At 63.3% G+C, this 23,460-nt stretch carries 19 protein-coding genes; 1 reads left to right on the top strand and 18 read right to left on the bottom strand.

Going from position 1 to position 23,460, the window contains the following annotated elements; genetic code table 11:
- Positions 1–88 precede the first annotated feature (88 nt).
- From CO671_RS04855 to CO671_RS04820, 8 genes are all read right to left on the bottom strand, one after another.
- Positions 89–616, bottom strand: coding sequence for a DUF6886 family protein (locus CO671_RS04855; RefSeq protein ID WP_097604923.1), 528 nt, complete (start codon positions 614–616; stop codon positions 89–91).
- A gap of 86 nt (positions 617–702) precedes the next feature.
- On the bottom strand, positions 703–2,376 hold the full coding sequence (gene recN, locus CO671_RS04850; protein WP_097604921.1) for a DNA repair protein RecN: 1,674 nt from the start codon (positions 2,374–2,376) through the stop codon (positions 703–705).
- Positions 2,377–2,381: 5 nt separating this feature from the next.
- Complete coding sequence (locus tag CO671_RS04845) at positions 2,382–3,251, bottom strand: outer membrane protein assembly factor BamD (RefSeq protein ID WP_170964711.1); 870 nt, start codon at positions 3,249–3,251, stop codon at positions 2,382–2,384.
- A gap of 267 nt (positions 3,252–3,518) precedes the next feature.
- A complete protein-coding gene (gene lpxC, locus CO671_RS04840; RefSeq protein ID WP_010030289.1) occupies positions 3,519–4,475 on the bottom strand; it encodes a UDP-3-O-acyl-N-acetylglucosamine deacetylase in 957 nt (318 codons plus the stop codon).
- A gap of 261 nt (positions 4,476–4,736) precedes the next feature.
- Positions 4,737–6,452, bottom strand: coding sequence for a cell division protein FtsZ (gene ftsZ, locus CO671_RS04835; protein WP_097604918.1), 1,716 nt, complete (start codon positions 6,450–6,452; stop codon positions 4,737–4,739).
- A gap of 56 nt (positions 6,453–6,508) precedes the next feature.
- On the bottom strand, positions 6,509–7,840 hold the full coding sequence (gene ftsA, locus CO671_RS04830; protein ID WP_004668807.1) for a cell division protein FtsA: 1,332 nt from the start codon (positions 7,838–7,840) through the stop codon (positions 6,509–6,511).
- Positions 7,837–8,769 (bottom strand): cell division protein FtsQ/DivIB, encoded by a 933-nt coding sequence (locus CO671_RS04825; protein WP_097604916.1) that lies wholly within the window; start codon positions 8,767–8,769, stop codon positions 7,837–7,839. Before CO671_RS04825 ends, ftsA begins: the two co-directional genes overlap by 4 nt.
- Complete coding sequence (locus CO671_RS04820; RefSeq protein WP_010032665.1) at positions 8,757–9,683, bottom strand: D-alanine--D-alanine ligase; 927 nt, start codon at positions 9,681–9,683, stop codon at positions 8,757–8,759. Before CO671_RS04820 ends, CO671_RS04825 begins: the two co-directional genes overlap by 13 nt.
- A 425-nt stretch (positions 9,684–10,108) precedes the next feature.
- Between CO671_RS04820 and CO671_RS04815 the strand changes: the two genes are divergently transcribed.
- Entirely contained in the window at positions 10,109–11,038 is a 930-nt protein-coding gene (locus tag CO671_RS04815) for an SDR family oxidoreductase (RefSeq protein ID WP_097604913.1), read from the top strand.
- A gap of 3 nt (positions 11,039–11,041) precedes the next feature.
- Here CO671_RS04815 and murB read toward each other — a convergent pair whose 3' ends face one another.
- From murB to CO671_RS04765, 10 genes are read right to left on the bottom strand one after another with little or no spacing between them, the layout of a single operon-like run.
- Positions 11,042–12,016, bottom strand: a complete 975-nt coding sequence (gene murB, locus CO671_RS04810) for a UDP-N-acetylmuramate dehydrogenase (protein ID WP_097578802.1) — start codon at positions 12,014–12,016, stop codon at positions 11,042–11,044.
- Positions 12,013–13,428 (bottom strand): UDP-N-acetylmuramate--L-alanine ligase, encoded by a 1,416-nt coding sequence (gene murC, locus CO671_RS04805; protein ID WP_010032662.1) that lies wholly within the window; start codon positions 13,426–13,428, stop codon positions 12,013–12,015. The genes murB and murC overlap by 4 nt, the downstream gene beginning before the upstream one ends.
- A complete protein-coding gene (gene murG / locus CO671_RS04800) occupies positions 13,425–14,549 on the bottom strand; it encodes an undecaprenyldiphospho-muramoylpentapeptide beta-N-acetylglucosaminyltransferase (protein ID WP_097604911.1) in 1,125 nt (374 codons plus the stop codon). Before murG ends, murC begins: the two co-directional genes overlap by 4 nt.
- A gap of 6 nt (positions 14,550–14,555) precedes the next feature.
- Positions 14,556–15,710, bottom strand: a complete 1,155-nt coding sequence (gene ftsW, locus CO671_RS04795) for a putative lipid II flippase FtsW (protein WP_064682720.1) — start codon at positions 15,708–15,710, stop codon at positions 14,556–14,558.
- Position 15,711: 1 nt separating this feature from the next.
- Positions 15,712–17,124, bottom strand: coding sequence for a UDP-N-acetylmuramoyl-L-alanine--D-glutamate ligase (gene murD, locus CO671_RS04790; protein WP_097604909.1), 1,413 nt, complete (start codon positions 17,122–17,124; stop codon positions 15,712–15,714).
- A gap of 7 nt (positions 17,125–17,131) precedes the next feature.
- Positions 17,132–18,232: a phospho-N-acetylmuramoyl-pentapeptide-transferase gene (gene mraY / locus CO671_RS04785; RefSeq protein ID WP_085737793.1), complete on the bottom strand. Its 1,101-nt coding sequence runs from the start codon at positions 18,230–18,232 to the stop codon at positions 17,132–17,134.
- 21 nt (positions 18,233–18,253) lie between these two features.
- The gene (locus CO671_RS04780; RefSeq protein WP_097604907.1) at positions 18,254–19,693 is read right to left on the bottom strand and encodes a UDP-N-acetylmuramoylalanyl-D-glutamyl-2,6-diaminopimelate--D-alanyl-D-alanine ligase; all 1,440 of its coding nucleotides are present in this window, start codon (positions 19,691–19,693) and stop codon (positions 18,254–18,256) included.
- Positions 19,690–21,210 (bottom strand): UDP-N-acetylmuramoyl-L-alanyl-D-glutamate--2,6-diaminopimelate ligase, encoded by a 1,521-nt coding sequence (locus CO671_RS04775; RefSeq protein ID WP_170964924.1) that lies wholly within the window; start codon positions 21,208–21,210, stop codon positions 19,690–19,692. Before CO671_RS04775 ends, CO671_RS04780 begins: the two co-directional genes overlap by 4 nt.
- 6 nt (positions 21,211–21,216) lie before the next feature.
- The gene (locus CO671_RS04770) at positions 21,217–22,977 is read right to left on the bottom strand and encodes a penicillin-binding protein 2 (protein WP_097604902.1); all 1,761 of its coding nucleotides are present in this window, start codon (positions 22,975–22,977) and stop codon (positions 21,217–21,219) included.
- Complete coding sequence (locus tag CO671_RS04765) at positions 22,977–23,459, bottom strand: hypothetical protein (protein WP_097604899.1); 483 nt, start codon at positions 23,457–23,459, stop codon at positions 22,977–22,979. The genes CO671_RS04770 and CO671_RS04765 overlap by 1 nt, the downstream gene beginning before the upstream one ends.
- Between the last annotated feature and the right edge of the window lies 1 nt (position 23,460).

Genomic DNA, 23,460 nt, shown 5'->3' with positions numbered 1-23,460 from the left:
GGATGAGGGAGATTGGGGTCAGCGTTCGCGCCAAATTCATACCGCTGGGACGCTTGTCATGGCCTCCGGCCCGGCGGATCTTACCGGCCTATTCCCAGTCTCGCGCATTGCGCAGGCGAATGCCGCTGACATGCAGGCCGGTGTTCCAGAGGTCCTTCAACGGCCGCAGGTTATCGACCACCCGGAGATCCACCTTGCGTGGCGTAAACTCCAGGTCGAGCTGCGACATGGCGGTCCGCTTGACGGGAACGACGCGTCTGCTGGACACCCACATGCCTGCATCCTTAAGCTCTTCGAAGCCGTCGGACGCCATTTCATAGCGGTGGATCGTCTCCGCCTCGAGCCTTTCCAGCCAATGACGCTCGACGAAGGCAACGGCGCGCCAATCACCGAGCCAGCGCCGCCGTTCGGCCTCCGGCGTATCCGGCGTCCCCCACAGTAGGATACGCGGACAGTCTCGCGGAAAGAGGTACATAAAGTCATGATCGCCATCGATCGCCCAGACGAGCGGGCCATTCAGCCATTCCCGGCCAACCGGGCGAACCGAGGGAATGAGAACAGGGCGCGGCTCGAACACCGCGATATCAGGATCGTCGCTGAAATGGAAAAGGCGCATGGCAACGGATCACGTCGGATCGGGAAGATGCGCATAGCGCGAAGCGCGGTGCTTGTCACGCCACAGCCTTAAATCGGGTTAGGCGATTAGCCGTTGCCGGCAAGCAGCCGCTTGGCGGCCGCCCTCGCCTCTTCGGTCACCGAAGCGCCGGCCAGCATGCGGGCGATCTCCTCGGTGCGGTCCGTCTGCGCCATCGTCGCCACGCGCGTGGCGATCTTTTCCGAACCGTCGGTCGTCGGCCCCTTGGAGATCAACAGATGCGTTGCCGCCCTTGCCGCGACCTGCGGCGCATGGGTGACCGACAGCACCTGGACACGATCGGAGAGCCGCTTCAGCCGCTGGCCGATCGCATCGGCGACCGCACCGCCGACGCCGGTATCGATTTCGTCGAAGACAAGCGTCGGCGCCGATCCGCGATCGGCGAGCGCCACCTTCAGCGCCAGCAGGAAACGCGACAGCTCACCGCCGGAAGCGACCTTCATGATCGAGCCTGGCCGCGTGCCCGGATTGGTCTGCACGTGGAACTCGACGACGTCGATGCCTTCGGCCAGCGCCTCCTGCTCATCGGTGGTGATCTCGACCATGAAACGGGCGCGTTCGAGCTTCAGTGCCGGCAGCTCGGCCATCACGGCCGCGGCCAGCGCCGTGCCGGCATGATGGCGCTTGTCGGAGAGCGCGCGCGCCGCGGTATCGTAATTCTCCCGCGCCAGGCCGACCTCGGCTTCCAGCCGCGCAAGCTTCTCTTCGCCCGCATCGAGATCGGCAAGATCGGCGATCATGCGGACGGCCAGCGCCGGCAGCTCGGTGACCGGCACGGAATATTTGCGCGAAGCGGCCCGGAGCGCGAAAAGCCGCTCCTCCACCCGCTCCAGCTCGCGCGGATCATATTCGGTCTTGCGTAGCGCCGCCTCGACTTCCATCTGGGCGTTGGAAAGCTGATCGAGCGCGGCATCGAGCAACGTCACGGTGTCTTCGAGCAGTCCCGGCGCCTCATGGCTCTTGCGCTCCAGCCGGCGTACCAGCGAGGCGATATGGGGCACCGGCGAGGCATTGCCGTTCAGGAACTCGGAGGCTTCGGCGATGTCGCCGGCGATCCGCTCGGCCTTCATCATCTTCTGCCTGCTTTCGGCGAGTTCGTCCTCCTCACCGTCCTGCGGCGAGAGTTTCTCGAGCTCTTCGACGGAGGAGCGCAGATAGTCGGCCTCGCGCGCCGCGCTTTCCACCTTCTCGCGGTGCTTCTTCAGCGTCCGCTCGCTGTCGCGCCACAGACGATACAGCCGGGAGACCTCTGCAACTTCATCGGTCAGTCCGCCGAAGGCATCGAGAAGGGTACGATGGGCGTTGGTATCGACCAGGGCGCGATCGTCGTGCTGGCCATGGATCTCGACCAGCATCTGGCCGGCCTGGCGCATCAGTTGCACGCTGACCGGCTGGTCGTTGACATAGGCCTTGGTGCGCCCGTCCGCCGATTGCTGGCGGCGGAAGATCAGATCGCCCTCGTCGTCGATGCCGTTTTCACGCAGTAGTGCACGGGCGCCATGATCCATGCCGACGTCGAACACCGCCGTCACCTGACCCTTGTCTTCGCCATGGCGCACCAGGCCGCCGTCGCCACGCCCGCCGAGCGCCAGCGAAAGACTGTCGAGCAGGATGGATTTGCCCGCCCCGGTCTCGCCCGTCAGCACGGAAAGGCCGGTCTCGAAGGCAAGATCCAGCCGCTCGATCAGGACGATATCGCGGATCGAAAGCTGGATCAGCATTGGACTTAGGAACCGAGCAGGAGTTTCTTGCCTGCCGCAGCGATCCACGAGCCCTTGTTTTCACGCGGCTCGGCGCCACCGGTCTGCAGCAGCTTGTAGGAATCGGCGTACCACTGGCTGTCGGGGTAATTGTGACCCAGAACGGCTGCCGCGGTCTGCGCCTCGTCGACGATGCCCATCGCGTAATAGGCTTCGACCAGACGGGCGAGCGCCTCTTCGATCTGGTTCGTGTTCGGATATTTCTCGACGACGATGCGGAAGCGCGAGATGGCGGCGAGATATTCCTTCCGCTCCATGTAGTAGCGGCCGATCTGCATTTCCTTGCCGGCCAGTTGGTCGCGCGCATAGCGGATCTTCGCCTGCGCGTCGTCGACATATTCGGAGTTCGGGTAATTGTCGACGACGGCCTGCATCGCTTCGATCGTCTTGGCCGAGGCGCGTTGGTCCTGCGTCACGTCGACGATCTGTTTGGAATAGGTGAGACCGACGAGATACTGCACATAGGCGGCATCCTGGGACTTCGGATATTGCGCCATGTAACGGTTGCCCGAAGCCAGCGCATCGTCGAGCCGGCCCTGGCGGTATTTGACGAAGGTGCTCATCACGAGCGCCTTGCGCGCCCATTCGGAGAACGGGTTCTCGCGGTCGATGGCGTCGAACTTGCGCGCCGCTTCCGCCATGTTGCCGGCCTTCATGTTGGCAAGGCCCTGGGTGTAGAGCACGTCAGGCGGGTCGGTTTCGAGGCCGAGCTTGGTGATGTCGATGTCGGGATCCGACTGGCAGCCGGATATCGAGGCGCCTGCGCTGAGCACCAGAAGCGATGCGAACAAAGCGCGCGCTGTCTTCATCATACCTTCAGATCCTGCATAAGCCATTCGAAAGAACCCCACTGCCGCCGCTCGCTCCACGGCAGCCACGCCTCGCTGGCGTTTCTAGCCACAAATGTGCATCGAGAGCAACGCAATGATAAGGCATTAACGCATTTTTGTGGCAGCCGCGGCCGGAATGACCGGCTTTTCACCTTCTTTCCGACCTGTTGCAACTAAGCACCTGCCGTAAATGCCAATCTCTGCAGACTCGGGACGACATAAAAAAACCGCCTCCGGGAAAGAGGCGGCCTGGTCTTAAGAATATGCTGGAGGTCATGCCGACCAGGGAGCGAATTCCGAAGCGCTGACGGCGATCATTTCCCGAGCAGCGACGCGCTGGCGCGGCGTCGACGTCTCGACCACTTCATAGGCGGTGGGATCGGCGAGCAGCGCCTTCAATGCATTGGCATTCATCTTGTGGCCGCCACGGTAGGAGCGGTAGCAACCGATGAACTGGACGCCGGCGAGCGACAGGTCGCCGACGGCATCGAGCGTCTTGTGGCGGACGAACTCGTCCTTGGCGTAACGCAGCCCTTCGACGTTGATGACGGTGTTATCGTCCGAAATGACGACGGAATTTTCGAGCGACGAGCCGAGCGCATGTCCCGAAGCCCAGAGCCGCTCGACATCGCGCATGAAGCCGAAGGTGCGGGCGCGGGAAAGCTCGGTCTTGAAGACCGCGGCGCTCATGTCGCCGGCCCATTTCTGCCGGCCGATCAGCGGGCAGTCGAAATCGATCTCGACCTCGAAGCGCGTGCCGTCATAGGGACGGAATTCGCTCCAGGAACCGCCATGCTCGATTCGCACCGGCTTGGTGATCCGGATATAGCGGCGCTTGACGCCGAGCGAGACGAGACCGGCCTGCTCGATCGCCTCGACGAAAGGCAACGAGCTGCCGTCCATGATCGGCATTTCGGCGCCCTGCACTTCGATCACCACATTGTCGAGGCCGAGCGCATAGATGGCGGCCATGACATGTTCGATCGTCGCGACCGAATGCGCCGGCGAAAAGCCGAGCACGGTGCAGAGGTCGGTATTGCCGACCTGCGACGAGACGGCCTTGAGTTCGGTGATGTCGCCATTGTCATGCAGGCGCTGGAAAACGACGCCGGTGTCCGATTCGGCCGGGTTCAGCGTGATCGAGACATTGGCACCCGAATGGACCCCGATGCCCGAGAGCGTCACGGGACGCGATACCGTCGTTTGAAAACCCAGCAAGCCAATTGCCATAAAATCTGCCTTTATTTTTCCGCTCCAGCGATCTGTTCCACGGTGCGGTTTTCATTCGTTCTGCAGAAGGAGCCTCGTTGAGGAGTCTCCTAGGGCAGTTTCCTTGCACCATACTTACGTGCGCCGGCGCTCCAATCCAAATCACTGTTTCTTTCGGTTTGTTACGAAGTCACACGATTGATATCGCTCAGCAATTCCGGGCTGAAAAACGCAAATGCCCGGGACCTGGATCCCGGGCATGAACGGTGTCGAATCGCAGCCTCAGTTCGACTGGCGACGCAGGAATGCCGGGATTTCCAGCTGGTCGTCTTCCTGCATCATACGGGCCTGCGGAACCGCACGACCCTGATCGTCGAGATTGCCGCGGCGCGGTGCGTAGAGGCTTGCCTCCGGCGACAGCGGACGGCGCTGCTGCGAAGCGGCGGGCGGTGCGGCGGTCATGTCGGCGGCAACCGCATCGTCGTCGCGACGCCCCAGCGAATTGGTGATTCGCTTGAGCAGGCCCATTGGGCCGCGCTCTTCCTGGCCATGCGCGGAAGCAGCCTGCGTGCGGTGGTCGAGTTCGGCCTGAACGACCGGCGGGAAATCCTCCACCTTCGGCATGCGGACGGGTTCAGCCGCCTGACGGATGACCGGCTCCTGCCGGACCGGCTGCGGCTGGATCGGTTGCTGCTGGATGGGCTGGCTCATCACCGGTGCCGGAGCCTGCTGCTGCACCTGAGGACGCATGGCCGGAGCCTCCGGAGCAGGTGCGAAGATCTTGCTCTGCGGACGGAAGACTTCCTGCTGCGCAACAGGCTGCTGAAGCGGTGCGGCGGCACGCGGGGCCGGGATTTCGAGCTCGCGTTCCATCTCGGCTTCGCGGATGGTCTGGGCGATCGGATCAATGGCCTTTGGTGCCTGCATCACCGGCGCAGGCTGAACTGCGGCCGCTGCCGGAGCAACAGCCGCGGAGGAACGGATAGCAGGCTTGGCAACCGGCTGGAAGTTGCGCTCGGCGGCTTCGCTGATCGCCCGGTCGATACCGGTCGCAACGACCGAGACGCGGATGATGCCTTCGAGCGATTCGTCGAAGGTGGCGCCGAGGATGATGTTGGCGTCCGGATCGACTTCCTCGCGGATGCGCGTTGCGGCTTCATCGACTTCGAAGAGCGTGAGGTCGCGACCGCCGGTGATCGAGATCAGCAGGCCCTGAGCGCCCTTCATCGAGGTCTCGTCGAGCAGCGGGTTGGCGATTGCAGCCTCGGCGGCCTGCAGCGCGCGGCCGGAGCCGGAAGCCTCGCCGGTACCCATCATCGCGCGGCCCATTTCGCGCATGACCGAGCGAACGTCGGCGAAGTCGAGGTTGATGAGACCTTCCTTCACCATCAGGTCGGTGATGCAGGCAACGCCCGAATAGAGAACCTGGTCGGCCATCGCGAAGGCGTCGGCGAAGGTGGTCTTGTCGTTGGCAATGCGGAAGAGGTTCTGGTTCGGAATGACGATCAGCGTGTCGACAGACTTCTGCAGTTCCTGGATGCCCATCTCGGCCAGACGCATGCGGCGGCCGCCTTCGAAATGGAACGGCTTGGTGACGACGCCGACCGTCAGGATGCCCTTGTTGCGGGCGGCCTGCGCGACGACGGGCGCTGCGCCCGTGCCGGTACCGCCGCCCATGCCGGCGGTGACGAAGCACATATGCGTGCCGTTCAGGTGATCGATGATCTCGTCGATGCACTCTTCGGCGGCCGCGCGGCCGACTTCCGGCTGCGAACCTGCACCGAGGCCTTCGGTGACGTTGGCGCCGAGCTGGATGATGCGCTCGGCCTTCGTCATCGTCAGCGCCTGCGCATCCGTGTTGGCGACGACGAAGTCGACGCCCTGGAGACCGGCGGTGATCATGTTGTTGACGGCATTGCCGCCGCCGCCGCCCACGCCGAACACGGTGATGCGCGGCTTCAGCTCTGTGATGTCAGGCTTTTGCAGCTTGATGGTCATGGTACCTGTTCCTTCTCTCTCTGGCCGCATCGCCACGCCGGCCAATTACTCAAATTTCAGAAGCTTTCCTTCAGCCACTGGCCCATCCGGGCTATGCGGCTGTTATTTCCCCCAAGCGACATGAGCAGACCGCTCTGTGACGCATGTGTCTCCATGTCCGCGACCTGCGGATAGATCATCAGGCCGACAGCCGTCGAAAACGCCGGACCTTTCGCCGCCGTCGGCAGCCCCGACACGCCCATCGGGCGGCCGATGCGGACGTTGCGGGCAAGGATGCGCCGCGCCACCTCGGCAAGGCCGGTCAGTTGACTTGCGCCGCCCGTCAGCACGACGCGCTTGCCGACGATCGGGCTGAAGCCGGAGCGCTGGATGCGGTCGCGGATCAGTTCCATCGTCTCTTCGATTCGCGCCGAAACGATGCGCGAAACCAGCGCCCGCGGCACCTGCGACGGCTGGTCGCGATCATCCTCGCCGATCGGCGGGATCGAGATCAGCTCGCGCTCGTCGGAGGAATTCGAAAGTGCCGAGGCATGCACGACCTTCAGCCGTTCCGCATCCTCGATGCGGGTCGAAAGGCCGCGCGCCAGGTCGGTGGTGACGTGATGGCCGCCGAGGCCGACGGCGTCGGTGTGAACAAGCTTGCCCTCGGCAAAGACCGAGATCGTCGTCGTGCCGCCGCCCATGTCGATCGCCGCGCAGCCGAGCTCGACCTCGTCGTCGACGAGAGCGGCAAGACCCGATGCATAGGGCGTCGCAACGATGCCCTCGACCGACAGATGCGCGCGATTGACACTCAGCTCGAGGTTCTTCAGCGCCGAGCGCTCCGCGGTGACGACATGCATGTCGACGCCGAGCGCATCGCCATACATCGCCAGCGGATCGCGGATGCCGCGCTCGCCGTCGAGCGAGAAGCCGGTCGCCAGCGAATGCAGCACTGAACGGTCCTGGCGCAGCGATTGCTGGCAGGCGGCCGAGAGCACCTTCTTCAGATCGTTGAGCTCGACTTCCTGGCCGCCGAGATCGATGGTCGCCGTGTAAATGTCGCTGCCGAGGCGGCCGGCCGTCAGGTTGACGATCAGGCTCTCGACGGTCAGCCCGGCCATGCGCTCGGCCGCATCGACGGCGAGCCGGATGACGCCTTCCAGCGCGTCGAGATCGGCAATGACGCCGGTCTTGATGCCGCGGGAGCGCTGGTGGCCGATGCCGATGATCTCGATATTGTGCGTGCGGCCGGGCAGGATCTGGCTTTCCTCGCGCGGCGTCAGCCGGCCGATCATGCAGACGACCTTGGTCGAGCCGATGTCGAGCACCGAAACGATATGCGACCGCTTCGACGAAAGCGGCTTCAGGCGCGGCAATCCGAAATGGGATGAACCGAACAAGCTCATATATTCTGCCCCGCCTTCTTCAATTCTTTGGTACGCTCCGTGACTGCCGCCTGCCGGCGAACCGCCGCTTCCGGCGTCAGCTGGATCGCGGTTCTGTCCGGCAATCTCAGATCGACCGCGGCAATGTCGCGCTCCAGCAGCTGATGCTGCTTGTCGAATTTCGACAGTGTGGCCAGCGCCTGGTCGATGCCGTCTTCCGGCAGCTTGACGACGACGCCATTGTCCATGTGCAGGTCCCAGCGACGGCCGGATATCCAGACATAGGCCTTCACGCGGGCCTTCACGTCGGGCCACTTCGAGAAGGCCTCGTCGAGCGAAGCCGCCGCCGTTTCCGCATCGCGGCCGACGACGAGCGGCAGTGCCGAGAACTTGTTGTCGCGCAGCGGCGCAATGACGCTGCCGTTCTTTTCGATCAGCGAAAGCTCCTGCCCGTGCTGCCAGATCGCATAGGCTTGGCGCTCCTTGAGCTTCACCTCGATCGTCTTCGGGTAGATCTTGCGGACCTCGACATTCTCGACCCAGGGAAGATGGGCGATCTTCCGGCGAGCGGCATCGACGTCGAGCGCGACCAGCGAGGTCGTGCCATCGAGGCCGATCAGCTGCAGGATTTCGATTTCGGAGGTTTCGGAATTGCCGGAGACTTTCACGTCCTCGATCGCAAAGCCCGCCGCCGTCGTCGTCGCCTGGGCGACGGCTTCCGTGTGACCGCCGAGCGACATGCCGTAAAGCCCTGTCGCGCCCAAGAAAGCCAGCGCCGAAACCGTGCCCGTATGGGCCGGGATATAGATGCGGCCGCTGCCGAGGCTGATCAGGAAACGAGTGACGCGGCGCAGCGGACGCGGCAGGACGAATCGCTCTTCGGCTTCCACGGTCGGAAGCACGGCATGATGGCTGGGGCGCCCTATCTTCTTGACCGTCAACGCAAACAAGACGCGTCCTCCACCATCCACCGGAGAAACTCACCAAAGGAATAGCCGGCATGGCCGGCCATTTCGGGCACGAGCGAGGTTGGAGTCATGCCAGGCTGGGTATTGACCTCCAGCCAGATGATTTCGCCGTCTTCGGAGAAACGATCGTCGTAACGAAAGTCGGACCGACTGACGCCGCGACAACCGATTGCCTGATGCGCCCTTACGGCCAATGTTTGTATTTTTTGGTAAATATTCGGTGAAATTTTCGCCGGGATGACGTGTTTTGAACCGCCCGCAGCATACTTGGAATCGTAATCATAGAAATTGTGTCCCTGCGGCACCACCTCGGTGACACCAAGCGCCGTCTCGCCCATGACGCCGCAGGTGAGCTCGCGGCCATAGACGTAGCGCTCGACGAGCACTTCCTCGCCATAACGCCACTCGGGCGAGCTGACGATTTGCGGCGGATGCGCCTGATCTTCGGTGACGATGACGACGCCGAAGCTCGAGCCCTCGCGAACCGGCTTCACCACATAGGGCGGCTTCATCGGATGCGTCGAGGGAAAGGCGAAACGGTTGATAACCTGCGATTCGGCAACCGGAATGCCGGCGGCGGCGGCGACAAGCTTCGCCTTGTCCTTGTCCATCGCCAGCGCCGAGGCGAGCACGCCCGAATGCGTATAAGGGATTTCGAGATATTCGAGGATGCCCTGGATCGTGCCGTCCTCGCCGAAGGGCCCATGAAGGGCATTGAAGACGACGTCAGGCTTCAGCGCCGCGAGCCTTTCGGAAACGTCGCGCGCCACATCGATGCACGTCACCTGGAAGCCTTCGGCTTCGAGGGCTGCTGCGCAAGCCTTTCCCGAGGAAAGGCTGACCGGCCGTTCCGAGGAAAATCCGCCCATCAGGACAGCGACATGCTTGCGACTCATCAACACCCCCAAAAATAACTTCCACTTTTGAAAACGACGCTTGCGCGAAGCTGTCTGCGCCGTTCCGGGCCTTTGTCCGATCTGCATGCATTAGAGCATCATTATGGTTAATGAAGTGTTTACTTTCGTTAACTCCTGCCCCGGAAATTCGCGATCTTTTACCTTTTGCTCATTTCGCCATCATTCCGCCGCCGTCTGGGGATGAACGCGAGCAGAGGAAAAAGATCATATATTTTCAAAAGGATATCGTGTCGCGCTGAAGCACGACGGCCTCAGTCAAAAGAGTGAGATGTCATCCCTCAACAGCGGCCGGCGGCTTGATTGATTAATGCGGAGAGCGGCAACGCTCGGTCCGCCCTGCTTTTTTATTGATGCGGATCTGACTTCCGGCTAGCGAAGGCGCATGGATGAGCAGGGAGAAGATCATGCGATGCCTCGTCACCGGCGCTGCCGGCTTCGTCGGTAGTCCACTTGTCGAGCGGCTGCACGCAGAGAAGATTTGCGATCTTGTGGTCACCACCAGATCGGCAATCTCTGCCTTTCCTGATGACGTCAGGCATTTTCCGATTGACATAACCGACAGGACCGACTGGGCGGCGGCACTTGCAGGCGTCGACGTCATCATCCATCTTGCCGCCCGCGTTCACATCATGAACGATCGCGCAGCCGATCCGCTGGCGGAATTTCGCCGGACCAACACCGCCGCCACGCTCAACCTCGCGGAACAGGCGGCCCGCGCCGGCGTGAAGAGATTCGTCTTCGTCAGCACCATCAAGGTCAATGGCGAAGAGAACGATCGGCCGTTCCGGCATGACGACACGCCGCAGCCGATCGATCCCTACGGCATTTCGAAACTGGAAAGCGAAATCGGCCTGCGTGAAATCGCCGCCCGCACCGGCATGGAAATCGTCATCATCCGCCCACCCCTGGTCTATGGCCCCGGCGCCAGAGGCAACTTCGCTCTTCTCGTCGGGCTCGTCCGCAAGCGGATACCGCTCCCTTTCGCTTCGCTGAAGAACCGCCGCACATTGGTGGCGGTGCAAAATCTCGTCGATCTGATCATCACCTGCGCGGCGCATCCCGCCGCCGGCGGTGAGATTTTCCTTGCCGGAGATGGTGAGGACCTGTCGACCCCGGAGCTCATCCGGGGAATTGCCGCGGGGCTCGGCGTCAAGCCGATGCTGGTTCCCTTCCCCTCCGCATTGCTGCACATGGCGGCGAAGGCTGTCGGGAAGGAGGCCGTCTATCAACGCCTTTGCGGTTCGCTGCAGGTCGACATATCCCAGGCACGCAAGGTTCTCGGCTGGACGCCCGTCGTCACGTCGCGCCAAGGCCTGAAACTGGCAGTGAAGTAGCCGTTATTCGCTGGTGACACCCTGGAACGGGCGCACTTCGCGGCCGGGCATGAAGACGCCGAGACGCTTGATTTCCCATTCGAGCTTGATGCCTTCTTTCTCGAAGACCTCGCGGCGCACCTGCTCACCGAGATATTCGAGATCGTAGCCGGTCGCCTGCCCCATATTGATCATGAAGTTGCAGTGAAGCGACGACATCTGGGCGCCGCCGATCACGAGGCCGCGGCAGCCCGCCTCGTCGATCAGCTTCCAGGCAGAATGGCCCGGCGGGTTCTTGAAGGTCGAGCCGCCGGTCTTCTCGCGCACCGGCTGCACCGTCTCGCGGTGATTGCGCACGGCGTCCATCTCGGCGCGGATCTGGGCGCGATCCTCCGGATAGCCCTCGAACAGCACCGAGGTGAAGATCAGGTCGGCCGACGCTGCGGAATGCCTGTAGGAATAGCCCATCTCGGCATTGGAGAGCACATGCTTGTTGCCCTTGCGGTCGACCGCGTTGACCTCGATCAGCCGCTCGCGCGTCTCCACCCCGTTGGCGCCGGCATTCATCCGCGCCGCGCCGCCGATGGCGCCGGGAATGCCGTAGTAGAAATGAAAGCCGCCGATGCCGTTGTCCATCGCCATCGCCGCCACATGCTTGTCCGGGCAGATGGCCCCGGCAAGGATGCGGTTTTCACCGGCCAGCTCGACGAAGCCGAAGCCCTTGGCCGACAGGCGCAGCACGACGCCGGGAATGCCGCCGTCGCGCACCAGGATGTTGGAGCCGACGCCGATCACCGTCAGCGGCACCTCTTCCGGCAGGATCTTCAGGAAGGCGATGAGATCGTCGACATCATGCGGCTGGAACATCAGCTCGGCGAGCCCGCCGGCCCGGAACCAGGTGACGCGGTCCATGGGGGCATCCGGCGTGATGCGGCCGCGGATATCCTTTACACCGTCTCCGAGAGACGCGAGAAGCTTTTCCCCATTCACCTGTTTCATGCGGACTTTCCCGATAGGCCTTCCAGTTGTCTGGGCAGTGCGGCTGCCCAGGATGTGATGCTCCCAGCCCCCAACAAAACCACGAAATCGCCAGGCTTTGCAACCTCTGCAACCATCTGCGGCAGAAGCTCGGCCGAAGACAGGAAGCGGGCGTCGCGATGGCCGCCGGATTTGATGCGCGAGACGAGCGACGTGGAGTCGGCGCCTTCGATCGCATCCTCGCCTGCCGCATAGACGGGCGCCAGAAAAATGCTGTCGGCATCGTTGAAGCAGGCCGCGAATTCCTCGAACAGGCTTGCGAGACGGCTGTACCGGTGCGGCTGGTGGACGGCGATGATGCGGCCCTTGCAGGCTTCGCGGGCAGCGCGCAGCACCGCCTTGATCTCGACCGGATGGTGGCCGTAATCGTCGAAGATCTGCACCCCGTTCCATTCGCCCGTCAAGGTGAAGCGGCGCTTGACGCCGCCGAAGGAGGCAAGCCCCTTGGCGATATCGGCGCTCGATATGCCGAGCCGGTTGGCGACAGCGATCGCCGCCGTCGCGTTGGAAATATTGTGCCGCCCGGGCATCGGCATGACCAGCCCCTTGAGCTCGGTCACCTGGCCGGTGCGGCGGCGGCGGATCTCGACATCGAAGATCGAGCGCGTGCCGTCGATGCGCACATTCTTGAAGCGCACGTCGGCCTGCGGGTTCTCGCCATAGGTGATGATCTTGCGGTCCTCGATGCGGCCGACCAGCGACTGCACTTCGGGGTGGTCGAGGCACATGACGCCGAAACCGTAAAACGGCACGTTCTCGACGAACTGCCGGAAGGCGGCGCGCACCGCATCGAAACTGCCGTAGTGGTCGAGATGCTCCGGATCGATATTGGTGATGACGGCGACATCGGCCGGAAGCTTCAGGAAGGTGCCGTCGGATTCGTCGGCCTCGACCACCATCCACTCGCCCTCGCCCATCCGGGCATTGGTGCCGTAGGCATTGATGATGCCGCCGTTGATGACGGTCGGGTCGAGCCCGCCGGCCTCAAGCAGGGTCGCCACCAGCGAGGTGGTCGTCGTTTTGCCGTGGGTGCCGCCGATGGCAATCGCATTGCGGAAGCGCATCAGTTCGGCAAGCATTTCGGCGCGGCGCACCACCGGCAGCAGCTTTTCACGCGCCGCGATAAGTTCCGGATTGCTCTTCTTGATCGCCGTCGAGACGACGACGACTTCGGCATCGCCCAGGTTTTCCGCCCGGTGGCCGACGGAGACCTCGATGCCCTTGTCACGCAGGCGCTGGACATTGGCGCTGTCGGCCTGGTCGGACCCTTGCACCTTGTGGCCGAGATTGTGCAGCACCTCGGCGATGCCGCTCATGCCGATGCCGCCAATGCCGATGAAATGGACGAGACCGATCGCCTTCGGCAGTTTCATGCGCGTGTCCTCTTGAATTCTGAGACTGTCTTACCGGCGGCAATAGCCTCAACCATGTCGGCAAGCAAGTTTGCCGCATCCGGTTTCCCGGCAAGCTTCGCCGCCGCCGCCATGTGCGACAGCTTTTCCGGATCGTTCATCACATGGCTCAGTATAGAGGCGATGCGTTCAGGCGAAAGCTCGGATTGAGCAATCACCTTCGCCCCGCCGGTCGCAGCCAGTGCGGCGGCGTTCGCCGCCTGATCGTGGTCGAGCGCATGCGGATAAGGCACCAGGATGGCCGGGCGTCCGATGACGGAGATTTCCGAAACCGTGGACGCGCCGGAGCGGCAGATCACCAGATGCGCTTTGGCAAGACGCTCGGCCATATCATTGAAAAACGGCGCGATATCGGCACCCATCTGCAGCTGCGCCACGCAGCCGCGCACCATCTCCATGTCCTCAGGGCGAACCTGCTGCGTCACCCTGAGCCGCGCCCGCAGCTCGTCGTCGAGCAGGCTGATTGCCGTCGGCATGGCCTTGGAGAAATACTGCGCACCCTGGCTGCCGCCGAAGACGACGAGATGGAATGGTTCGCCGGGATGCGAGGGGTGATAGGGCTGTTCGGCCGCGGCAAGGATAGCCGGGCGCACGGGATTGCCGGTCGCAACCGTCTTATCGGAAAAAGCATCGCCGCTTTCCGGCAGAAAGCCGCCGGCAATCGCCTTGACGCGCGGCGCCAACGCCTTGTTGGCGCGCCCCATGACGGCGTTCTGCTCATGCAGCATCGAGGCGACACCGAGCCGCGTGGCGGCCAGGAGCGGCGGCACCGTGGGATAGCCGCCGAAACCGACGACGATGACGGGCTTCAGCCGCTGGATCAGCTTCTTGGCCGCCCGCATGCCGCTCCACAGCGTCCACAGCGAGCGCGCGACGGCAACCGGGTTCTTCGAACCGATCGTCGCCGACGGCACAACGTGAATTTCCTCGGCCGGGAACTTGCCGGCATAGCGCTCGGCCCGGCTGTCGGTGACGAGATGCACCGCGTAGCCACGCTCCTTCAGCTTGAAGGCCAGCGCCTCCGCCGGGAACACGTGGCCGCCGGTCCCCCCGGCGGCAAGCAGCACGATGCCTTTGCTCATGATCTTTTACTCCGCCGGCATGCCGTGCGGGACGCGGAAGAGGCTCCGGTCCTGCGCGCGCTTTTCCGGCCGATGGCGCGTCAGCGCCAGAATGAAGCCGGCGGTGACGCAGATCGCCACCATGGACGAGCCGCCGTAGGAAATCAGCGGCAGCGTCATGCCCTTGGCCGGCAGCAGTTCGAGATTGACGCCGATGTTGATGATCGACTGGATGCCAAGCTGCAGCACCAGGCCAGCGACAGCAAAGCGATTGAAGTCATTGCGCTCGCGATAGGCATGCGACAGGCCGCGCAGCACCAGCACGGTAAACAACGCGACGAGCGCCATGCAAAAGACGATGCCGAATTCCTCAGCCGCGACCGAAAAAATAAAGTCGGTATGGGCGTCGGGAATGATGCGCTTGACGATGCCCTCGCCCGGTCCCTGGCCGAACCAGCTGCCGCGGATGATCGCCTCGCGCGCCGTATCGATCTGGAACGTGTCTCCCTCGCCGGTCATGAACTTGTCTATTCGGCCGGCGACGTGCGGAAAGACATAATAGGCGCTGAGCAGGCCGCCGGCGCCGCCGATGCCGAGCAGCACGATCCAGATCCAGGGCATGCCGGCCATAAAGAACATCCCGCCCCAGACCGCCGTCGTCAGGATGGTCTGGCCAAGGTCAGGCTGTGCGACGAGCAGGGCCGCGACGATGCCGAACAGGATGATGGCGAAGAGATTGCCGGGAATTTCCGGCTGGCGCGCATGTTCGGCAAACAGCCAGGCGCAGACCACGACGAAGGCAGGCTTCATGAATTCCGAAGGCTGGATCGAAAGGCCGGCGATCCAGATCCAGCGCCTGCCGCCCTTGACCTCCTGACCGATGAAAAGAACCAGCACCATCATCGCCAGCGAGATGATCAAGAGCAGGATCGCGGTTCGCCGCACCTGGCGCGGTGTCAGGAACGACAGCCCGAGCATGACGGCGATCGACGGGATCATGAAGGCCGCGTGGCGCTTGACGAAGTGGAAGGGTTCGAGCCCGATGCGCTCGGCAACCGCGGGAGAAGCGGCGAAGGACAGCATGAAGCCGATGCCCATCAGGAAGATGAACATCGCCAGGAAGAAACGGTCGATGGTCCAGAACCAATCGGCCAGAGGCCCACGTTCCGCGCGGCTTACCATGTCATTTCTCTCCTGCTACAGGACCGATCAGCATCGTCATTCCGTCAAGCGCGGCCACGTGGCCGACGAAGGCATCGCCCCTGACTTCGAAGTTCTTATACTGGTCGAAGCTTGCGCAAGCCGGGGATAACATCACGGCCGAAGCAGCCGCCTCGTCGCGATCCGCGTCGGCTGCCGCATGCGCGACTGCACGCTCCAGCGTGCCCGAAATTTCGTAGGGCACGGCCTCGCCGAGGGTCGCGGCGAATTCCGCCGCCGCCTCGCCGATCAGATAGGCCTTGGCGATGCGCGGAAAATAAGGAGCGAGCGTCGTGATGCCGCCGGATTTCGGCAGGCCGCCGGCAATCCAGTAGATACGGTCGTAGCTCGAAAGGGCGGGTGCTGCCGCATCGGCATTGGTGGCCTTGGAATCGTTGACGAAGACGACACGGCCGCGCCGGCCGACCGGCTGCATGCGATGTTTGAGGCCGGGGAACGAGGCAAGGCCGGCGCGGATGTCGTCGGCTGAAACCCCGACCGCAAGGCAGGCGGCGACGGCGGCCGCGGCATTCTGCGCATTGTGACTGCCGCGCAGCGTCTGAATGCCGTCGAGATCGACGAAGGGCAACATGGCGCCGCCTGCGGCCTGAACGAGTTTCGTGCCCTCGGCATAGATCCCCTCGGCCACCACGTTGCGGCGCGAGATGCGGACCACCTTGACGCCTGTCCGCTGGATGCGGTCGGCGATCAACGCCGAATGGCTGTCGTCGACGCCGACGACCGCGACGTCGCTGCCGGCGACCAGCCGTTCCTTGATGTCGGCATAATGCTGCATCGTGCCGTGACGGTCGAGGTGGTCGGGCGTCAGGTTGAGCAGAATGCCGGCCGAAGGGTTCAGCGTCGGTGCCAGATCGATCTGGTAGGACGAGCATTCGACGACGAAATAACGCCCCGCTTTCGGCGGATCGAGCGTCAGCACCGCCGTGCCGATATTGCCGCCGAGCTGCGTGTCGTAGCCTGATGATTTCAGGATGTGGGCAATCAGCGCCGTCGTTGTCGACTTGCCGTTGGTGCCTGTGATGGCGATGAACGGGCAGTCCGGCGCATGAGCGCGGCGCTCGCGCACGAAAAGCTCGACGTCGCCGACGACGTCGACACCGGCCGCGCGCGCAAGATCGACAGTCCAGTGCGGCTTGGGATGGGTGAGCGGCACGCCGGGCGACAGCACGAAGAGCGCCTGCTGGCTCCAGTCGATGCTGTGCAAATCCTCTGTCCGGATGCCTTCGGCGGAAGCCTTGGCGACGCTGTCGGGATTGTCGTCCCAGGCAGTCACATCGGCGCCGCCAGCGATCAAGGCACGTGCGGTGGCGAAACCGGAGCCACCGAGCCCGAAGAGCGCAACCTTCTTGTCCTTGAGCGTCGTGACCGGGATCATCGCCGCCTCACCGCAGCTTCAGCGTCGAAAGGCCGAGCATGGCAAGGCCGACCGCGATGATCCAGAAGCGGATCACCACCTGGCTCTCGGTCCAGCCCTTCTTCTCGAAGTGATGGTGGATCGGCGCCATCAGGAAGACGCGCCGGCCGGTCATCTTGAAGAAGCCGACCTGGATGATGACCGACAGCGTCTCCATGACGAAGAGGCCGCCGATGATCGCCATGACGATCTCGTGCTTGGTGGCGACGGCGACGGTACCGATCGTGCCGCCGAGCGCCAGCGATCCGGTGTCGCCCATGAAGATGGCGGCCGGCGGCGCGTTGAACCAGAGGAAGCCGAGGCCCGCGCCGATGACGGCGCCGAGCACGACGGCAAGCTCACCGGTGCCGGGCACGAAATTGATCTGCAGGTAGTTCGCAAACACCACGTTGCCGGCGAGATAGGCGATGACACCGAAGGAGGCGGCGGCGATCATCACGGGCACGATGGCGAGCCCGTCGAGCCCGTCCGTCAGGTTGACGGCATTGCCGGCGCCGACGATGACGAAACCGCCGAAGACGACGAACATGATGCCGAGATTGATCAGGAAGTCCTTGAAGAAGGGAAAGGCGATCGAGGAGCCGAAGGTCGAGCCGGCGGTCCCCGAGGCAAGGGCCGTGCGCATCATGAAGTAGACGGCGATGCCGGCGATGACGAACTCGATGCCGAGGCGGGCCTTGCCGGAAAAGCCCTTATGGCTCTGCTTCGTCACCTTGAGATAATCGTCGTAGAAGCCGATCGCGCCGAAACCCAGCGTCACCAGCAGGGTGGCGACGACATAGACGTTGGAAAGATCGGCCCAGAGCAGCGAGGCGCCAACGATGCCGGCCAGGATCATCAGTCCGCCCATGGTCGGCGTGCCGGCCTTCTTGAAATGCGTCTGCGGCCCGTCGGCGCGGATCGGCTGGCCCTTGCCTTGCCGGATGCGCAGCGAATTGATGATCGTCGGCCCGAACAGGAAGACGATCAGTGCGGAGGTGAAAAGAGCGGCGCCCGTGCGGAAGGTAATATATCTGAACAGGTTCAGAAACTTGAAATATTCCGACAGTTCGACAAGCCAGATCAGCATTCAGGGCCCCTTGTTACCCGATCAAAGTTCGCGTTGCGTGTCGGCAAATGCCGGGAACTTGTCAAGAAGCGCGGCGACGATCTTGCCGAAACCGATGCCCAGAGACGATTTCACCATCAACACGTCGCCCGGGACGACCGAGTTCAACACGTAGTCCGTCAATTCGTCCGTCTTTTCCCGGTATTCGACATGGACGCTTTCCGGCAACGATTCCTTGAGCGCAGCCATGTCGGCGCCGGCAAGCCAGACATGTTCGATGCCGGCAGCAAGCAGCGGTCCGGCGAGATCGGCATGGACCTTCTCAGCATATTCGCCCATCTCGAGCATGTCGCCGAGCACGGCGATGCGGCGGCCGCGGCCGGTCGGCTCGGCGGCCGCCAGCAACGCGATCGCCGCCCGCATCGAGGCCGGATTGGCATTGTAGCTCTCGTCGATCAGCGTGAAGCTGCCGTTGCCGCCGCCGATCGACAGCCGGTGACGCTTGCCCCTGCCCTTTTCCGGCTTCAGCGTCGCAAGCGCTTCGATTGCCTTGCCCATGTCGGCGCCGACGATGCTGACGACGCCGAGCGCTGCCAGCGCATTCTCGGCAATGTGGCGGCCTGGCGCGCCGAGCGCGACCTCCAGCGTCTCGCCGCCGATCGTCAGCCACAGCGTCGAGTTCTCGTCCGCACCGTTGAATTCTGCCAGGCGAAATTCGGCCTTGGCATGCTGGCCGAAGGAATGAATATGCTCGATGCCGAGCGATTGCGCCGTGCGATCGAGGAAATTGAACTGGTCGTTATCGCGGTTGAGCACGACATGACCGCCGGGTTCGAGCCCCTCGAAAATCTCCGCCTTGGCGGCGGCGATCTCCTTGATGCTCTTGAAATTTCCGAGATGGGCCGGTGCGATCGTCGTGATCACGGCGACATCGGGGCGGATCATCGCCACCAGCGGCCGGATCTCGCCCGGATGGTTCATGCCGACTTCGAAGACGCCGTAGTCGGTGTCGCCAGGCATGCGCGCCAGCGTCAGGGGAACGCCCCAATGGTTGTTGAACGAGGCAACAGACGCGTGCACCTTGCCGGAAGGCGACAGCACCTGCCGCAGCATTTCCTTGGTGGTGGTCTTGCCGACCGATCCCGTCACCGCGATGATCCGGGCCTTCGAACGCTCGCGCGAGGCAAGGCCAAGCTTGCCAAGGGCCGCGAGCACGTCTTCCACGACGATCATCGGCACCGTCAGGCGGCCCATGGCGGGGAGCCTCGCCTCGCTGACAACAAGCAGGGAGGCGCCGTTCGCCATCGCCATCGACGCGTAGTCGTGACCGTCGACGCGGTCACCCTTGATCGCGAAGAAGGCTTCGCCTGATGAGATCGATCGGCTGTCGATGGAGATGCCGGTGATGCCTTCCGGCAGCGTGCCGAAAGGGCGCCCTGCCATCGCTGCGATCATGTCATCGGTTGTCCAGAGCCAGCTCACGATTTCAGTTCCTCCAACGCCTTGCGCACCTCCGCATGATCGGAGAACGGCAAAGTGACGGCGCCTATCGTCTGTCCTTCCTCATGTCCCTTGCCGGCAACGATCAGCGTATCGCCCGATGTCAGCATGGCGACCGCCTCGCGGATGGCGGTGGCGCGGTCGGCGATTTCCGAGGCGCAAGGCGCGGCTGCCATGATCTCCGCCCGGATCGCGGCCGGCTCCTCCGAACGGGGATTGTCGTCGGTAACAATGACGACATCGGCAAGACGGCAGGCGATTTCGCCCATGATCGGCCGCTTGCCGCGGTCGCGGTCGCCGCCGCAACCGAAGACGACGACGACGCGGCCGGTCGTGAAGGGCCGGACCGAGTTCAACACGTTTTCCAGTGCATCCGGCTTATGGGCATAATCGACATAGGCGAGCGCGCCGTCCTTGGTATGGCCGACGAGCTCGAGGCGGCCGGACGCACCGACGAGTTTCTCGAGCGCGGCCATCGCAACTTTCGGCTCGACGCCCGTCGACATGGCAAGGCCTGCGGCGACCAGTGCATTGGCGACCTGGAAATCGCCGGCCAGCGGAATGTCCACCTCGAAGATCTCGTCGCCGATATGGATCTCGGCCATCTGCTTGTGACGGAAATGCTCGACGCGCTTGAGCGTGAGATAATCGCCCTTGCGCCCGACGGTGCGCACATCGTGACCGGCATCGGCAGCGGCCTTGACCGCTTGGCGCGACCAGGGATCGTCGGCGAAGATCACCGCCGGCGCACCCTTCGGCAGCAGCCTATCGAAAAGCCGCATCTTGGCGGCCATATAGGCCTCGACGGTCGGATGATAATCCATATGGTCGCGGCCGAGATTGGTGAAGGCGGCGGCGGCAAGCTTCACGCCGTCGAGCCGGCTCTGGTCGAGACCGTGGCTGGAAGCCTCCATCGACGCATGCGTGACGCCGTCGTCGGCAAGTTCAGCCAGAAGCTTGTGCAACGACACAGGATCCGGCGTCGTCAGCGCGCCATATTCGTTGCGCGTCGGCGAAACCACGCCCGTCGTGCCGATCATCGCGGCCGCATGGCCTGCATGCGCCCAGATCTGACGGGTGAACGAGGCGACGGAGGTCTTGCCCGCCGTGCCGGTGACGGCGACCATGGTCTCGGGCTGCCTGCCGTAGAACCGCGCGGCGGCGATCGAAAGGAAGCGACGCGGCTCCTTGACCGCAAGCACCGGAATGGAAGCATCGACCGGCTGGGAGGCGATCGCGACGGCAGCGCCTCGGCCGGCGGCATCGACGATGAAGCCCGCGCCGTCCGCCTTTGTGCCGGCGACAGCAACGAAGGCGTTGCCCGGCGCCACATGACGGCTGTCCGAAGACAGGCCTGAAATATCAAGCAGGCCTGCCGGGCCTTCGAGCTGTGCTTCAAGTTCCGGAAACTGATCTCCGGCCAAGTCTCGCAATTTCATCGAATGCACTTTTCCCTCTTGAAGCCGGTCCGCCCCTCGCGAATCGGCGCCGATATTCATTCACGCTCAATAAGACACCAGCAAGGCCGATCCGCCGTCCCCGAATTTCGGCTCGATGCCGAGGATGGGCGCCGCGCGGCGGATGATATCACGGGCAATCGGACCGGCCGTACCGGCGGAGAGCGTTCCGCCATATTGTTTCTCGCCGGTCTTCGGCTCGTCGCAGAAGGTGATCACGGCATATTGGGGATTGTCGATCGGGAAGGCGGCAATGAAGGAATTGAAGTTCAGCGTCGAGGAATAACGCCCGTTCACCACCTTGTCGGCCGTGCCGGTCTTGCTGCCGACGGCAAAACCGGGCACACGGGCCACGCGCCCCGAGCCCTTGTAGCCGTTGAAATCAAGGAGATAGCGGACCGCGTCGCTGGTCGACTTCTTGAGGACCTGCGTGGCGATCTGATCGGCCTGTTCGCGCGTGCGCGGCAGGAATGTCGGCTCGATCAGCTTGCCGCCGTTGACGAGAGCAGCCGCCGCCACCCCCGTCTGCAGCGCCGTCGTCGAAACCCCGTGACCGAAGGAAATCGTGATCGAATTGATCTTCTTCCAGACGCGCGGCTGGCTCGGCATCTTCACTTCCGGCAATTCGGTCTGCATTTTCGTCAACAGGCCGAGCTTGGTCAGATAGTCCTTCTGCGAATCGATGCCGACGATGTCGATGACGCGCGCCGTGCCGATATTCGACGAATACTGGAAAATCTCAGGCACGGTCAGCCAGCGGCGCTGCCCGTGAAAATCGTGGATGGTGAAGCCGCCGATATAGATCGACTTGCTGGCATCGAAACTGTCGGTCATCTTCACCTTGCCGCTGTCGAGCGCCATCGCCAGCGAAAAGGTCTTGAAGGTCGAGCCCATTTCGAAGGTGCCGTTGGTCATCCGGTTGAGCCAACCCTCCTTGGCCCCTTCCTGCGGATCGTTCGGATCAAAATCCGGCGCCGATGCCATGCCCAGCACTTCTCCGGTATGCACGTCGATGACAGCTGCACCCGCACCCTTGGCCTGAAAATTGTTGACGGCGTTGACGACCGCATCCCGGACGATGTTCTGCACGCGCAGGTCGATCGAAAGCCGCACCGGCTCGAGCGGCTGGTCGCTGGTCATGCCGACCGAGGCGAGATCGGCAAGCCCCTGATCGTCGATGAACTTCTCCATGCCGGCAACGCCGCGGTTATCGATGTTGACGTAACCGAGGATATGCGCGGCGGTCGGGCCGCCCGGATAGAAGCGGCGCTTCTCCGGCCGGAAGCCGATGCCGGGAATGCCAAGCGCCAGGATCTGGCTCTGCTGCTTCGGCGTCAGCTGCCGGCGCAGCCAGGCGAAATGCGAGGTTTTGACCGAGAGCTTTTTATAGGTATCCCGAACGTCGAGCTCGGGCAGAACCGTCGCAAGCTTCTCGACCGCCTCGTCGGGATCGACGATCTTGTTGGGTTCGGCAAACAGCGAGACGGTGCGGATGTCGGTCGCCAGAACTTCGCCGTTGCGGTCGAGAATGTCGGGACGCGACGCCATCAGCCGATCGGGCGGCAGGATGCTGGAGACGACCTCCTGATCCTTCATCGCATATTCGACGAGACGGCCGCCGATGATGACGTAGACGCCCATGAAGCCGAGGATCAGCAGGCCGACGCGGCTTTTTGCCTGTCCTGATTTCTTCTTGCGCGACCCCTCGATCGCCAGTCCGGCGGGGGACGGACCACCGAACCGGTTATAGACTCCGGCGGAGAAATGCGCCTGGCTCTTCAAGACCATGATGCGGGAAAGAAACGACATTATTCCACCGACCCCGTTTCGATCTGGTCTGCATCATCCCCTGCCTCGCCGCGCGGCGCGGGCATTGGAACCGGCTGGGCCTTGACGGCGCCCGGCACGCCCTTGGCGCTGGCCACGGTCGCGCCTTTGGCGCTGGCCTCGGTCGCGCCTTTGGCGCCGGCTTTGGCCTCCGTCACGTCAGGCACGGGAACCTCGGATTTCAACATCGGCAATTCCTTGGCATGCACCAGCGCCGTCGAATCCGTCGGCTGAAGCTGCAGTTCGCCCTCATAGGCCTTGACCAGCCGCTCCAGACGGTTCGGCTGAGATTGCAGCGCCCAGTCGGCCTTGAGAAGGTCGATCGTGTCCTCCTCGAGCTTGATCTCGGCTTCGAGGCGATGAACCTCCTCGAGCTTCAATTCGGCGCGATGCTTAATCGTGTAGGTGACGGCGGCAGTTGCCGTCATGACGCCGATGAGCACGAGATCGAACGTTTTCAGCATA

The sequence above is a fragment of the Rhizobium sp. M10 genome (genome assembly GCF_002531955.1).
Taxonomy (GTDB): domain Bacteria; phylum Pseudomonadota; class Alphaproteobacteria; order Rhizobiales; family Rhizobiaceae; genus Rhizobium; species Rhizobium etli_C.
This window is presented reverse-complemented; position numbering and strand designations above follow the sequence as displayed.